This window comes from Streptomyces sulphureus DSM 40104 (genome assembly GCF_000381025.1).
In the GTDB taxonomy this organism is placed as follows: Bacteria; Actinomycetota; Actinomycetes; order Streptomycetales; family Streptomycetaceae; genus Streptomyces; species Streptomyces sulphureus.
The window spans coordinates 26,706-40,176 of sequence record NZ_KB905822.1 but is presented as its reverse complement, the minus strand read 5'-3'; the positions used below and the strand labels follow the sequence as shown (position 1 = coordinate 40,176).

Sequence of the window (13,471 nt, the reverse complement as noted above, 5' to 3'; positions counted from 1 at the left end):
CGGTAGCGTCACCGAGACACCCGCATCAAAGGAGAACCGCTACTCGTGGACTTGGGCATCATCGGGCAGGCGGCCGGCCTGTTCGCCGTCACCAACATCGACGACATCCTGGTCCTGGCGCTGTTCTTCGCCCAAGGCGCGGGCCGCACAGGCTCCACCCGGCGGATCGTGCTTGGCCAGTACCTCGGCTTCGCCGCGATCCTCGCCGTTGCAGTGGCCGCCGCCTTCGGGGCCACCTTCCTGCCTGAGTCCGCCATCCCGTACCTCGGTCTGTTGCCGCTGGCGCTGGGCCTCAAGGCCGCCTGGCAGGCATGGAAAGGCCGCCGCGACGGCAGCGAGGCCGAGGAGGAACAGGCCGCGGAAGGCGGGCCGGGCCCGCTGGAGGTCGCGGCGGTCACCTTCGCCAACGGCGGCGACAACATCGGCGTCTACGTGCCCGTGTTCGCCACCGCGGGCGTCGGCGGGATGAGCGTGTACGCCGCGGTGTTCCTCGTGCTCGTGGCCGTGTGGTGCTTCGCGGGCAAGTTCCTCGCCACCCGACCCGTCATCGCCAAGGCTCTCGCCCGCTGGGGCCACATCCTGCTGCCCCTGGTCCTGATCACCATCGGCCTGCTCATCCTCATCGAGGGCGGCGCATTCGGCCTGTGACGACAGGCGGGGCATCACCGGACCAGTTCGAATCCCTCACGCTGCCGGGTCTTCCCGTGTCCAGAACCAGGCCCCGCGGCGGCCGGGCGAATCATGCAGCCACGCGCAGCAGGGTGTCCTGGAAGGAGACCGTGCTCTTGGGCGGCCGGTTGTGGGGGAGCTTGGCCAGGGCTGCGGCCATGCCGCAGGTGTTGGTCGCGCCGGAGAAGACGAGTCCGGCGCCAATGGCCCCGGACAGCCAGTGCGCGGGCGTCCAGGCCAGGCCCGCCAGGAAGCCGGTGAGGACCAGGGTGCCGGCGGCGAGGCGGACCTGCCGGTCCATGGGCCAGGTCGCTCGGGCACCCACCGGGCGCTCCGTCTCCTGGCCCCCGGCCACCCAGGCGCTGGTGCCGCCGTCGAGGGTAGTGGCCGCTATGCCTTGGGCGGCCAGCTTCTCGCAGCCCTTGGCGGAGCGGGCTCCGGAGGCGCAGACGATAAGGAGCGGGGCGCGCTGGGCGGCCTTTTTCAGGGCGTCTGCGGCTTCGTCGAGGCGGTCCAGGGGGATGTTGTGGGCGCCGGGCAGGTGGCCGCCTGCGTACTCGCTGGGGGTGCGGACGTCGATCACGGTGAACTCGCCGAAGCGGGCGGCGGCCTGGGCGGGGGCGATCGCGGTGGAGGTGGTCATGGAATGGTTCGCCTTTCTGAGCGGTTCCCCCACGGTAGGATACCCGTGGGGGTATGTGAGGAGGTTGGTGTGCAACTCGACATGAGTGCCGAGGAGCTGAAGTCGGCGCTGAACCGGCTGCGGCGGGCGCAGGGTCAGCTCGCCGGTGTGATCAAGATGATCGAGGAGGGCCGGGACTGCGAGGACGTGGTCACGCAGTTGTCGGCGGTCTCCAAGGCGCTGGACCGGGCCGGGTTTTCGATCATTGCGACGGGTCTGCAGCAGTGCATGACCAGTGAGGATCCCGAGGTGCGGGATTCCGCGCAGATGCGGGCCCGGCTGGAGAAACTGTTCCTCTCGCTGGCCTGAAAAGCTTTCGCCTTCCGTGGGGCCTGCCGCGGACGCACCCGGTTCGCCGGGGTGTCCGCGGCAGGCCCCACGGGTGTGTCACAGCAGGGTGCCCGTCGCCATCACCGCGGCGACCGCCAGCAGCAGGGTGCCGAAGACCCGCTGCAAGGTGGCGGGCCTGACCTTCGCGGCCAGCCGTTTGCCGTCCCAGGCGCCCAGGACCGCCGTCGCGATGAACGGCATGATCAGGGCCCAGTCCAGGCTGACCTCGGTCGTCGCGCGGGCCGCGAGAGCGACCAGCGCGTTGGCGATGATGACCAGCAGGCTCGTACCGACGGCCGCGCTCATCGGCACCGCCAGCGCCGCCACCAGGGCGGGGACGGCCAGGAACCCGCCGCCCACCCCGAGGAACCCGGTCACCGCCCCCAGAGCTGCCCCCGCTCCCGCTGCGCGGGGCGCCGACGCCGTAGCCCCCGCGGACGGTGTCCTGCGGCGCAGCATGCGCAGTCCGGCGAGGACCGCGAGGGCGGCGAAGGCCAGGGTCAGCACGACGGCGGGGATGTGCGCGGACAGCAGGCCGGCCGCCGCGGCGGGGCCCAGCCCGGCCGCGGCGAACAGCAGGCCGGCCCGCCAGCGCACCGTTTTGGCCCGGGCGTGGGCCAGCAGCGCGGTGAGCGAGGTGACGATCACGATGATCAGACTGGCGGTGGTGGCCTCGGCCGGGCTGAAGCCGAGCAGGTAGATCAGGGCGGGGACGGTCAGGATGCTGCCGCCGGCCCCGAGGGATCCCAGGGCGAGGCCGACCAGCGCCCCGGCGAGCAGGGCGAGAACGAGCGCGGTCATATGACGGTGCCCGCCGCCCCGTGTGCGTCGTGCACGGGCAGGCCCTCGGCGGCCCAGGCACGCATGCCGCCGGTGACGTCGACCGCTGTGACACCGCGGTCGGCGAGCAGCCGGGCGGCCTGCTGGGAGCGGTGCCCGGAGCGGCAGATCAGCACCAGGTCGCGGCCGTCCTCCCGGCCGGGCAGGCCCGTGCCTTCGGCCAGCTGCGACAGCGGCAGAAGGATGGCCGCGGGGGCGTGACCGGCCTGGAACTCGTCCTCCTCACGGACGTCGGCGAGCAGTGCGCAGCCGTCCTCGACGGCACGGTGGGCCTGTGCCGGTGTGACGCGGCCCGGGCCGCATTCGGGCAAGAGCATGGTGCTTCCTCTGGTGCCGGTGACCCGGCCGGCGCTCGTGGCCCGGCGGGGGTCGGGTGGTGCGGTCAGTGCTGGACGGGCGAAACGAGGGTGAGACCGGCGTCGGCGGCTGCGGCGTAGCCGTCGTCGACGGCGACGACGTCACGGCCCGAGGCGTCCAGGACGGAGGCGGCGATCGCCGCGCGCATACCGCCCGCGCAGTGCACCCACACCGTCCCGGCGGGCACCTCGTCAAGGCGCTGGTGGACCTGGTGGACCGGGATGTGGACGCTGCCCTCGATCCAGCCACCGGCGCGCTCGCCGTCGCGGCGCACGTCCAGCACCACCGGCTCCTCGCCCCGCTCGCGCGCGGCAGCCAGGTCGGCGAACGTCGCCCGCGGGAACGACGCAATCGGTGCAGCTGTCCAGTCGGACGGGGAGCCCACGGCCGCGGCGGCGGGGCGGTCGATGCCCACCCGGGACAGCTCACGCTGCGCGCGGGCGAGGTCCTCGGCGCTCTGTGCGAGCAGGGTGACCGGCTTGCCCCACGGCATCATCCACGCCAGGTAGGTGGCCAGCTGGCCCTCGACCTCGAAGTTGAACGAGCCCGCCACATGCCCCTGCGAGAACGCCACACGGCTGCGCAGGTCCACCACCCACTCCCCAGCCGCCAGACGGCGCGCGATCTGACCGGCGTCCGCGCGCTCCGGGACGGTCAGGTCCACCGGAGCAGGGCCCGCGGCGTTGGCCGGGCCCATGTGCGCGTAGTAGGCGGGAACGTCGTCCAGGCCGGCCAGCAGCTCCTTGACGAACGTCTCCACGTCCTTCAGGAGCGCCGGGTTGGCCGCCTTCTCCGTGCCGATGGTGCTGTGCTCGCCGCCACTCTGGCCGGCGGAGCAGAAGCTGCCGAACCCGTGCGTCGGCATCACCGCGACCTCGTCGGCCAGCTCGGAGGCCAGCCGGTGCGCGGAATCGTGCTGAGCCCGGGCCAGCTGCTCGGTGAGCCGCGGCTCCACCAGATCGGGGCGCCCCACACTGCCGATCAGCAGCGAACCGCCGGTGAACGCGGCCACCGCCCGCCCGTCCTCCTCCAGCACGTAGGAGGTGTGGTGCGGGGTGTGGCCAGGGGTGGCCACGGCGCGCAGCGCCAGGCCCTCGTCGATCTCCTCGACATCGCCGTCGGCCACCGCGACCCGGGCATACGCCACCGACGCACCGGCGGGCACCAGGTAGCGGGCACCGGTCAGCCGGGCCAGCTCCAGACCTCCGGTGACGTAGTCGTTGTGCACGTGCGTCTCCGCGATGGCCGCGATCTGGACCCCGCGCCGGGCCGCTGCCGCGATCACCCGGTCGATGTCGCGCGGCGGATCCACGACCACCGCCGCCCGGGCCCCGCCGGCCAGATAGCTGCGGTTGCCCAGACCTTCCGTCTCCAGGATGTCGGCAAAGAACACGGCACACTCTCCTCACAGCAAATTTACCCCCCGGGGTATCTGAATCCACCGTAACAGAGATACCTGGGGGGGTATCCAAAGAGGTGTGGGCAGCTGTCGCGCGAGTGGGGTCATCGGCTCGCAGAGGGCGGCTCACGCAAACGGTCCTTTGCCCGAGCGGAATCGGCCAGGGGGGGACCCCCTGGTTCGACGTGTGTCAACATAGATGCATGTCGAATGCCAAGGCGCTGTCGCTGCTCGAGCCCGCCGATGGTCAGGGTGTGGTGCCGTGTTGCCGGCCGCTGACCGAGCGCCCCATGAGTGCCGCGGAAGCTGACACCGCGGCGCGGATGTTCAAGGCCCTCGGCGACCCGGTGCGGCTGCGGCTGTTCTCCGCGGTGGCCTCGCACGAGGGCGGGGAGGCGTGCGTGTGCGACATCTCCGACGTCGGCGTCTCTCAGCCCACCGTCTCCCACCACCTGAAGAAGCTCAAGGAAGCCGGGCTGCTCACTTCCGAGCGGCGCGGCACCTGGGTGTACTACCGCGTCGAGCCGTCCGTGCTCGCCGCCATGGGCGCGCTGCTGACGCAGTGAAGCCCAGCGGCACCGGCGTGCGCGTCGCGTTCATGGGCCCCGTGCACACCACGCAGGTCCTCGCGATCTACTGGGTTGGGCATCGACGAGACAATGCCACCTTCAGGCCGACCTAGGACGCAAAGGCCCTGGGTCAGGCCGACGTCGCGCCGGCCTCTCTCCGGCGCACGTGCGCCGATGTCGTCGAGGCGCTCCGTCTGCGTCCACCGCGATGCCCGCGGCCGCAGCGCCGGTCTCGCGTTATGACCGCCGTGCATCCGGGATTTGGAGGTGCAGTCCGGCACCTTCAGGCAGCGCCCCGTCGGACGCCGACGTCAACCCCGCGGCTTCTCGCGGACCGAGGAGAGGATCGTGCAGATGTCGCTTTCCCTGCACGAGGTGGGATCGGTCAGGGCGGCCCGTCGGGCGAGGCCGTTCAGCGCGTCCCTGGTCTTGGCCAGCTCGGTCAGGCGCCGCTCGATGTCGTTGAGGCGCTGATGTATCAGTGCGGTGACGTGCGCGCATGGTGCCTGGCCGCTGTCGCGCAGCACGAGGATCGAGCGGATCTCCGCCAGGGACAGGCCGGCGCCTTGGCTGTCGCGGATGAAGGCGAGTCGCGCCACCGCCTGCTCGGGGTAGTCGCGGTAGCCGCCGGGTGTGCGGGGAGGCGCGGGAAGCAGAGCACTCTGCTCGTAGAAGCGGATGGTCTTGGTGCTCAGTCCGCTCCTGGCGGCGAGATCGCTGATGCGCACGTGGTCAGCCTACGCCCTTGACCTTCCAGTGCGCTGGAAGGTCTAGCGTGCAGGCGTAGAGGCGAACCATCGGACCAGCGGAAGGGCCGAGCGATGCGGATCACGGTACTGACGGTTCCCGGGTGCCCGAATGCGGCGCCCGCGGCCGAGCGGGTCAGGGCCGTACTGGCCGGGCGGGAAGCGCAGCTGGACCTGGTCGAGGTGCATGACCTGGCCCAGGCCGCGGAGTGCGGGATGACCGGATCGCCGACCATCCTGGTGGACGGCGTCGATCCGTTCGCATCCGAAGGGGTGGAGCCGAGCATGTCCTGCCGCCTGTACCGGGGCGCGGACGGCACGGTCTCGGGCGTCCCCGGCGAAGCGGCGCTGTGTCAGGCGCTCACCGGGCCGCGGCTGGCCGCGTCCGACTGCTGTGAGACGTACGGGCTCGATGCGGTGGGGCGGGCGGGCCGCGGGCGTCGCGCACCGGGCGAGCGAGGACTCAGGGCGGTGCACCAGGCGGTACTGCGGCACTTCGCCGCCACGGGCGGCCCGCCCGATCCTGCTGCACTCGAGCCGCTCGCCGCGGAAGCCGGCCGGACGGCAGGTGAGATTCTTCAAGAGCTGGCCGGCGAGGACTTCCTGACCCTGGACGGCCATGGCCGGATCCATGCGGCCTATCCCTTCTCTGCCGCGCCGACCCGTCACCGGGTCAAGATCAGCGCAGGTGCCGAGGTGTGGTCGATGTGCGCGATCGACGCACTCGGCATTCCGGCGATGCTCGGCCGGGACGTGGTGATCTCGTCCACGGACCCGGTGACCGGCGAGCCGGTCACCCTCACCACCGCCGGCGAGGCAACCGTGTGGAGGCCGGCGAGCGCGGTGGTGTTCATCGGGCAGCGCCCTGGAGGCGGCCCGGCGGCGACGGCCTGCTGCGACGCGCTGAACTTCTTCACCAGCGATCACAACGCCGGCGCCTGGGCAAGAGAACACCCCGAGGTTCCCGGCCACGTCATCAGCCAACAGCGCGCCGCTCAGATCGCGGCACAGACCTTCGCCGGCCTGCTCGATGCCTGAACCGCCGCACCCTGCCCGTCCCGGAACCGAGCCGATCTCAGCCCAGGGACTCGATCAGTTCGTTGCAGGCACTCTCGCAGGAGCGGCAGGCTTCGGCGCAGACGCGGCAGTGCTCGTGCATGCCGGCGTGGGATGCGCACTCGTCGCCGCACGCCTTGCAGACCATGGCGCACGCCTGGAGCATCGCGCGGGTGATGTTGGCGTCGTAGCCGGTGTGGCGGGAGAGCACCGAGGCGGTGGCGGTGCAGATGTCGGCGCAGTCCATGTCGGTACGGATGCACTTGGTCAGGTCGCCCACCATGCCCTCCGACAGGCAGGCGTCCGCGCACGCCGTACACGCCTGCGCGCAGGCGATGCATGCTTCGATGCAGGCGGTGAGCTTGGCCTGGTCGATGTCGCCGAGGTCGGCCGGGTAGGTGGCGAGCATGTCCTTGACGGTGCTGGACATCACGGGTGCCTCCTTCATACCGCGGGCCGGCGGCTCCGGTCGGCCGCCTCGCGAGCCCCGGTACACCTCCAGCTAACCCCCGCCGGCGCGAACGCGCCCGGCGCACCAGGAGGTGCGCCGGGCGGCCGGGCGAGCGGCTGAGTCAGTGGTAGGCGTGGACGACGGCGTGGCCCTTGCCGCGGCCGATCATCCACTTGTTCACAGGCGTGGTGATCACGAACGCGACCGCGAAGCCGCCCAGGAGCGCCGACCAGAACAGCCCGTCCGACAGGTGGGCGTCCATCGCGCCCGGCACGGCCGCGATGATGCCGTTGTCGACGAGTTCCATCACCGCGATCGATACGGTGTCCGCGGCCAGCGCGACCTTGATCGCGCTCTTCCAGTCCAGTCCGGCCCGGCGGACCGCGAACAGGGTGAAGGAGTAGCCGAAGACGAACGCGAGCGCGATCGCCAGGACCATGGTCTCCACGTTGCCCCACATCAGGGCGGTGCCGATGACCATGCCGAGGATCTCGCCGATAGCGCAGCCGGTCAGGCAGTGCAGCGTCGCCTTCGCCGCCGTCGGCCAAGACGCCCCGGCCGCGTGGCCGCCGTGGCCGTGACCGTTGTGTGCCTGGTGGGCGGCGTGGTCGTGCGCGGTGCCGGTGTGGTCCATGACGTTCATCTCCATTCCCGTCCCATGTGGCCCGTTCCCGGATCCCACACCCAGAACAATATACCCCCCAGGGGTATTCCTCTAGTGGTTGTCGATGGCTGCGGAGGGGCGGTGGAGGACGGTCCAGGTGCGGCCGGCGTCGGTGGACTCGTAGACGGTGTCGGTGCTGTCGGCGGCCAGCAGCCGCTGCGCGGTCACCGCGGCGAGCACGGTGGGCTCCCCTCCTTCGGGCAGGCGGCCGTTCTCCGTCCACGTCCGGCCGTCGCGGCTGTTGACGAAGCGGCCGTCCGCGGCCAGCGCGATGAGGAGTCCGGGCTCCGGCTCGTCGACGGCAACCAGGCCCAAGGCTGCGGGGACAGCCCGGAAGGTGCGCCCTGCGTCCGTGCTGCGCTCAAGTCCCTTTCCGGTGGCCGCCCAGACGGTGTCAGGGTTCTGGGCGTGGGCGGCGAGGTCGAGCAGGGGCAGCGCGGCGCGCTGGTCCCAGGTGCGGCCGCCGTCGGTGCTGGCCCACAGCTTCCCGCTCTGGCTGTCGAACCCGTACAGCGTGCTGCCGGCCTGTTCGAGGGCGTGGAAGTCTGCTTCGCCCTCGGCGGAGAGGGTGTTCCAGGTGCGGCCGGCGTCCGTGCTGCGGATCAGGCCCAGGTGCGGTGATCGGGCATCCGGGTCGGTCGGGGAGGGGTGGCCGCTGGCCAGGAAGGTGGACGGGCCGGTGACGGTGAAGCCCATGGTGTCCTGGTAGCGGCCGGCCACGCGGGCCGCCTTCCCGTCGCTGAGGCGGAAGACGCCGTGGTGGCCGGCGGCGTAGACGGTGTTGTCCGACGGGTCGACGCCGAGCCCGTGCAGGTGACCGGTGCCGGGGTCTGCGGCGGTGGTGGTGTTCTGGTCGGGGTCGGAGGTGGAGCAGGCGGCAAGCAGGGCAACGGCTGCTGCCAGGAGGGCGGCCGTCCGGCCACCGCGAGGGAGTATGCGGGCGGGGGTGATCACGGCGGGTCCAAGCTGTCGGTGGGGAAGCGAAGCGGGGGTGTGCCGCGGCGGGCGGGCACCGGCTGGCGCCCGCCCGCTCTCGTCTGCGGCGTCCGGTCAGTTCTTGCCGAGCAGCTTGTTCATCTGGGTGATCTCCGCGGTCTGGGAGGTGATGATCGCTGCGGCCGTGGTCTTGGCGGGCTCGTACGCTCCGTCGGCCTGTTCGGTCTTGGCCATCGTCACGGCACCTTCGTGGTGCTTGATCATCATTTCCATGAAGGCGGTGTCGAACGCCTTGCCCGAGGAGTTCTTGAGCTTGTCCATCTCCTCGGCGCTCATCATGCCGCTCGTGCCGTGCATGGAGTGGTCCATGGCGCCCTCGGCGGGCACCTCCTCGCCCCAGGAGGTCAGCCATCCGGACATCGTCTTGATCTCCGGGTCCTGGGCCTTCTTGATGTCCTCCGCGAGCTTCTTCACCTCCGCCGACCCGGCCCTGGTGGGGGCGAGGTCGGCCATCTCCACGGCCTGGCGGTGGTGGGGGATCATGCCCTTGGCGAAGGCGACGTCGGCGGCGTTGTGCTGGCCTTGGGAGGCCGGCGCCGACGATGACGGGGACTTGGTGGTGTGGCCGTCGTGTCCGGCCGAGCTGTCGCCGTTGCCGCCGCAGGCGGCCAGGACGAGCGCGGCAGCACCCGCGGCAGCCACGACGGCGGTACGACGGACGTGAGAACGCTTGCTGATCATGGTGCAACTCCTTGGGCGCGCAGCCACGTCGGGGCGCGCGCATGTTCATGGGATGAGGGCGTGCCGAAGCGCGGCACCGGCAACCGGGAACAAACCGGTCAGGGTGCCGTGCGGGTCGCTCTAAATCCGAAGAAGTTGCAGTTCAGACAGGTCCGGGGGCGCCCGGCCGGTCTCCGCCGAGGCCACAGCCGGCATGAGCGAGGCAAGGGTGGGGGACCCGTCCGGCAAGGCGCCGGCCAACGCGGGCGGCGCATAGGCGGAACCGATACCGGCCGCTGCGCAGGACCCGTCCGCGTGCTCAAGGTGATCCGGCCCGCCGTCCGTGTGTGAGCATCCCGCACTCGCGTGGGAAGCATCGGCGGACACGGCCATCACCATGTCGTGGTCCGCCTCCGCGCGTGGTGACGGCGCTCCGCCGGGGCCGAGAGCATGCATGCCCAGCAGGCCGGTGAGCACCGCCATCACCAGCAGCGCGAACAGCCGCCCCGCAGGGCGGCGGCTCGACAGCTGCACGGAGGACGTCATGCGCCCATCGTACGGTCCGGCCCCCGCCCCGGCCTTCCCCCCACCCCCAGGGTCAGCCGGTCGGTGGACACGCGTCGTCCACCGCGCAGAAGACCTTGGAGTCAAGGTGGTGGGCGGGTCCCCGGCGCCGTCGGCGGCACCGGCCCCGGCGGCCGGCCCTGTGCCGGGGCCCGTGCGGGTCAGGCGGTCGCGGGGTGTGGCCGGGGTGTGGTGAGGCGGCCGGAGCGGGCCAGCAGCAGGACCGCGCTCGCGCAGACGCCTCCGGTCAGGGCCAGTGCGGTCCACACCAGCCACAGGGCCTGGTGGCGTTGGGCGTAGTCCCACAGGGCGCCGGTGGCGAGGTTGCCCAGGGTGATTCCGAGACCCGAGACGGTGTTGTAGAGGCCGTAGTGGGTGGCAACGAGCCGGTCGCCGGACAGCGAGACGACGGTGTCCATCTCGAAGGGGTAGACGATCGCGCTGCCGGCGGCCAGGGCGACGACCGCGGCGGCCAGCGCTGCCAGTGCCACCGCCCCGGGCGCGGGTGTGCCCCGCGCGGCGACCAGGGCGAGGGGGAGGAAGGCCGCGCCCATCAGTGAGAGGCCGCGGACCAGGGCGTCCTGGCAGTTCCAGCGGGTCTTCGCCCAGGCGGTCAGCCGCAACTGGCCGGCGACGGCCACCGCGGCGGAGAGCACGAACAGCAGGGTGGTGGCCTGCGTCCCCGCCGCGCCGAGCGTGGCCCCGGCGGCGAGCGGAAGCGCGAGGTAGACCTGGAAGGTCAGCACGTAGGAGCCGATCATCGCGCAGGAGAACAGCAGGAACGGCCGGTTGGCCGCCACCGTCCGCCACTGCGCCAGCACTCCGCTCTCCCGCCCGCCGGCGGCGGCGCCGCGGGCAGGCAGGCAGCGGCTCTGGAGCACGGTCAGGGCGGCGAAGATGCCCGCCGCGACCAGGCACACCGCGCGGAAGTCGGCGGCCAGCAGCGCCAGGCCGACCAGCGGGCCGGCCAGCATCCCGGCCTGGTAGTAGACGTTGAACGTCGCGAACGCCTCCACCCGCCGCTCACCGGCCCCGGCGGCGAGATAGGCGCGCACCGCCGGGTTGAACAGGGCGCCGGCGAACCCGGTGGCCGCCGAGGCGACGATCAGGACCGCAAGGCTGTCCACCACGCCCAGCAGGGCGAACCCGGCCGTACGCAGCAGACACCCCGCCATGATCGGGATCTTGTAGCCGTAGCGGTCGGCGATCGTACCGCCAATCAGGAACATGCCCTGCTGGGAGAAGTTGCGCACGCCCAGCACCAGGCCCACCGCCCAGGCGGCCAGGCCGAGCTCGCCGGCCAGATGGGCGGCGAGGTAGGGCATGAGCATGTAGAAGGCGAGGTTGATGGCGAACTGGTTGGCCATCAACAGCCGCACCGCGGGCGGGAAGCTCAGCGTGGACGTCCACAGGGCTTTCACCGGGCCGCTCCCGCCAGCAGTGCCGCATCCGCACCGCCCGGCCGGGCGGCGGGCGCCGGGTCCACGACGGTTTCGCACTTCGTCCACCGGGTCACTGTCCGCTCGGCGGGATGGCAGATGATCTCCGGAGCATCGGCCGGTTCGCTGCCCAGCAGTTGGCGCTCCCGGCACCAGGTGTCGTCGAAGACGGTGCCGGCGTAGCGGTGCGGGCCGTCGGGGAAGACGGCGGCAATCCTCGCCTCGGCCGGGAGGGTCGCGGTCAGGTGGCGGGCGACCAGGGCGACCGCGCCGACGCTCCACCCACCGGTGGCGTACCGGGAACGGGCCAGCGCCCGGGCGGACCACACGGCTTCACCGGCGGCCACCCAGTGGACCTCGTCGAACAGGGCGTAGTCGACGTTGCGGGGGTAGATGCTGCTGCCCAGCCCGCGCATCAGCCGAGGGGCGGCCTCCTGCCCGAAGATGGTCGAGCCCGTCGTGTCGACGCCCACCACTTTCAGGGCAGGGAAGAAGCCGCGCAGCACCGAGGCGACCCCGGCCGAGTGCCCGCCGGTGCCGACGCTCACCACCAGGGCGTCGATCCGCCCGAGCTGGGCGACCAGTTCGTGGGCCAGGCCCGCGTAGGCGGCCACGTTGTCGGGGTTGTGGTACTGGTCCGGGCACCAGGCGTCCGGATACACCGACAGCAGTTCGGCGACGCGGTCACGGCGGGCCTGCTGCCAGCCCCCCACCGGATGCGGTGCACCGACAGTCTGCACGTCCGCGCCGTAGGCGGTGAGCAGACCCGACACCAGCGGTTCCATCCCGGGGTCGGTGACCACGGTGACCGGGTGGCCGAAGACGATCCCGGCCAGTGCCAGTCCCAGGCCCAGCGTGCCGGAGGTCGACTCCACGATCCTTGCTCCGGGCAGCAGGTCGCCGCGTTCACGGGCGCGTTCGACCATGAACAGCGCGGTACGGTCCTTGATCCCACCGGGGTTGTGGCCTTCGAGCTTGGCCCAGAAGCCGCGTCCGGGCGCGGCGAAGGGCTCCCCGACCCACAGAACCGGGGTGTCGCCCACCAGAGCGGCCGGGCTGTGGGCCCGCAGGGAGGGAGCCGCGGTCAGCAGCTGGGCGGGGGCAGGGGGCATGACAGAGGTGTTCATCGCACGGGTCTCCAGCCGGCCGCCGCAGCGCCACGTCACAGGCGCCGACGGCCGGGGGGTTTTGGGGAAGCATCAGGAGCGACGGCGCCGCTGTCCGCGTGACAGACGCGGCAGCAGGCAAGGCCGCTCAGGCCCGCCAGATTCCCAGCGCGGCCCGCTGACGTCCGTGATCCGCCCGGGTGCCGCCCGGGCTCCTCGGCCGGTGCTCCCGCGCCCTGTGCAACTGCCCGGTAGTGCAGTCGGGCGCAACGAGCGCCCGGCAGGCAACAAAGGTCGGCAGATCCGCCCGAGAGCCGACCACAGCGGGCTCGTCCACCCCTGTGCAGCCCGCCCCCGCGCCGTGATCACACAGAACGTCCGCCACCGGCGCCGCGGGATGGCCGTGCGCCGGAGCAGTCACAACGGCCAAAGTGTCGGTCCGCGGGGCTCCAGCGGCCTGCGGACCGTGTGCGCAGCCAAGCACGTGCAGCAGCCCGGCCAGCACCATGACCAGCACCAGCCGCCACGGTCCGGGCCGGCTCATCCACCTATCCACAGACACCGACACGGCACACACAGTATTGGATTGGTTACATAAAGTGCTTGTTAGGTGGGCGGTCCCGCAGTCCGCCTCTCACACATGGCCAGTGGCGAGAGTTCTGCCAAGCCCCCCGGGTCGATCACATATCCGCAGGTCGCCGTTCGCAGGACCCCTCTCGAAGGGGTGTTGTGCAAGACAGTTCTGACACGCTGCGCCAGTGGAACTGACTCCCAATCACGCCGAAACGCGTCGAGCACCTACCTGTACGCAGTACTTCTCCTCGGTCAGGTCCTCAACGCGACCCTCGGCTGGCCCTGGGCCGACCCCGCCGCTCTCTTTCACCGCAGCAGCCATTGCGGTGAACGAGAGCGGCGCGGCGCTACCACCGCGAGCGGGCCCGGA

16 protein-coding genes are annotated in these 13,471 nt (G+C 71.7%); 4 read left to right on the top strand and 12 right to left on the bottom strand.

Annotation, left to right across the window (positions count from 1 at the left end):
• Positions 1 to 45 precede the first annotated feature (45 nt).
• On the top strand, positions 46 to 648 hold the full coding sequence (locus F603_RS0124425) for a cadmium resistance transporter (RefSeq protein ID WP_019548567.1): 603 nt from the start codon (positions 46 to 48) through the stop codon (positions 646 to 648).
• A 91-nt stretch (positions 649 to 739) separates the two neighbouring features.
• Here F603_RS0124425 and F603_RS0124420 read toward each other — a convergent pair whose 3' ends face one another.
• The gene (locus tag F603_RS0124420; RefSeq protein ID WP_019548566.1) at positions 740 to 1,312 is read right to left on the bottom strand and encodes a rhodanese-like domain-containing protein; all 573 of its coding nucleotides are present in this window, start codon (positions 1,310 to 1,312) and stop codon (positions 740 to 742) included.
• A 69-nt stretch (positions 1,313 to 1,381) separates the two neighbouring features.
• Here F603_RS0124420 and F603_RS0124415 point away from each other — a divergent pair, with 69 nt between their 5' ends.
• Positions 1,382 to 1,660 (top strand): metal-sensitive transcriptional regulator, encoded by a 279-nt coding sequence (locus tag F603_RS0124415; RefSeq protein WP_019548565.1) that lies wholly within the window; start codon positions 1,382 to 1,384, stop codon positions 1,658 to 1,660.
• Positions 1,661 to 1,738: 78 nt separating this feature from the next.
• Here the strand turns inward: F603_RS0124415 and F603_RS0124410 are convergent, their stop codons facing one another.
• From F603_RS0124410 to F603_RS0124400, 3 genes are all read right to left on the bottom strand, one after another.
• Positions 1,739 to 2,482: a sulfite exporter TauE/SafE family protein gene (locus F603_RS0124410; protein WP_019548564.1), complete on the bottom strand. Its 744-nt coding sequence runs from the start codon at positions 2,480 to 2,482 to the stop codon at positions 1,739 to 1,741.
• Complete coding sequence (locus tag F603_RS0124405; RefSeq protein WP_019548563.1) at positions 2,479 to 2,838, bottom strand: rhodanese-like domain-containing protein; 360 nt, start codon at positions 2,836 to 2,838, stop codon at positions 2,479 to 2,481. Before F603_RS0124405 ends, F603_RS0124410 begins: the two co-directional genes overlap by 4 nt.
• 65 nt (positions 2,839 to 2,903) lie before the next feature.
• Positions 2,904 to 4,271 carry an MBL fold metallo-hydrolase gene (locus tag F603_RS0124400; RefSeq protein ID WP_019548562.1) on the bottom strand — a complete coding sequence of 456 codons (1,368 nt, stop codon included), beginning with the start codon at positions 4,269 to 4,271 and terminating at the stop codon, positions 2,904 to 2,906.
• Positions 4,272 to 4,480: 209 nt separating this feature from the next.
• Here F603_RS0124400 and F603_RS0124395 point away from each other — a divergent pair, with 209 nt between their 5' ends.
• The gene (locus F603_RS0124395) at positions 4,481 to 4,843 is read left to right on the top strand and encodes an ArsR/SmtB family transcription factor (RefSeq protein ID WP_026328690.1); all 363 of its coding nucleotides are present in this window, start codon (positions 4,481 to 4,483) and stop codon (positions 4,841 to 4,843) included.
• Positions 4,844 to 5,157: 314 nt separating this feature from the next.
• On the opposite strand, the gene F603_RS0124390 is transcribed toward F603_RS0124395, so the two are convergent.
• Positions 5,158 to 5,574, bottom strand: a complete 417-nt coding sequence (locus F603_RS0124390) for a heavy metal-responsive transcriptional regulator (RefSeq protein WP_019548560.1) — start codon at positions 5,572 to 5,574, stop codon at positions 5,158 to 5,160.
• Positions 5,575 to 5,667: 93 nt separating this feature from the next.
• Here F603_RS0124390 and merB point away from each other — a divergent pair, with 93 nt between their 5' ends.
• Entirely contained in the window at positions 5,668 to 6,630 is a 963-nt protein-coding gene (gene merB / locus F603_RS0124385) for an organomercurial lyase (RefSeq protein WP_019548559.1), read from the top strand.
• A 37-nt stretch (positions 6,631 to 6,667) separates the two neighbouring features.
• Here the strand turns inward: merB and F603_RS0124380 are convergent, their stop codons facing one another.
• The 7 genes from F603_RS0124380 to F603_RS0124350 all read right to left on the bottom strand — a co-directional run bounded on the left by F603_RS0124380 (position 6,668) and on the right by F603_RS0124350 (position 12,549).
• Positions 6,668 to 7,078, bottom strand: a complete 411-nt coding sequence (locus F603_RS0124380; RefSeq protein WP_019548558.1) for a four-helix bundle copper-binding protein — start codon at positions 7,076 to 7,078, stop codon at positions 6,668 to 6,670.
• A gap of 142 nt (positions 7,079 to 7,220) precedes the next feature.
• Positions 7,221 to 7,742 (bottom strand): DUF4396 domain-containing protein, encoded by a 522-nt coding sequence (locus F603_RS0124375; RefSeq protein ID WP_026328689.1) that lies wholly within the window; start codon positions 7,740 to 7,742, stop codon positions 7,221 to 7,223.
• A gap of 72 nt (positions 7,743 to 7,814) precedes the next feature.
• Positions 7,815 to 8,717, bottom strand: a complete 903-nt coding sequence (locus F603_RS32810) for a F510_1955 family glycosylhydrolase (RefSeq protein ID WP_019548556.1) — start codon at positions 8,715 to 8,717, stop codon at positions 7,815 to 7,817.
• Positions 8,718 to 8,813: 96 nt separating this feature from the next.
• Entirely contained in the window at positions 8,814 to 9,440 is a 627-nt protein-coding gene (locus F603_RS0124365; protein WP_019548555.1) for a DUF305 domain-containing protein, read from the bottom strand.
• A gap of 120 nt (positions 9,441 to 9,560) precedes the next feature.
• Complete coding sequence (locus F603_RS0124360) at positions 9,561 to 9,965, bottom strand: DUF6153 family protein (protein WP_019548554.1); 405 nt, start codon at positions 9,963 to 9,965, stop codon at positions 9,561 to 9,563.
• A 179-nt stretch (positions 9,966 to 10,144) separates the two neighbouring features.
• Positions 10,145 to 11,404, bottom strand: coding sequence for an MFS transporter (locus F603_RS0124355; protein ID WP_019548553.1), 1,260 nt, complete (start codon positions 11,402 to 11,404; stop codon positions 10,145 to 10,147).
• Positions 11,401 to 12,549, bottom strand: a complete 1,149-nt coding sequence (locus tag F603_RS0124350) for a PLP-dependent cysteine synthase family protein (protein ID WP_019548552.1) — start codon at positions 12,547 to 12,549, stop codon at positions 11,401 to 11,403. The genes F603_RS0124355 and F603_RS0124350 overlap by 4 nt, the downstream gene beginning before the upstream one ends.
• Between the last annotated feature and the right edge of the window lie 922 nt (positions 12,550 to 13,471).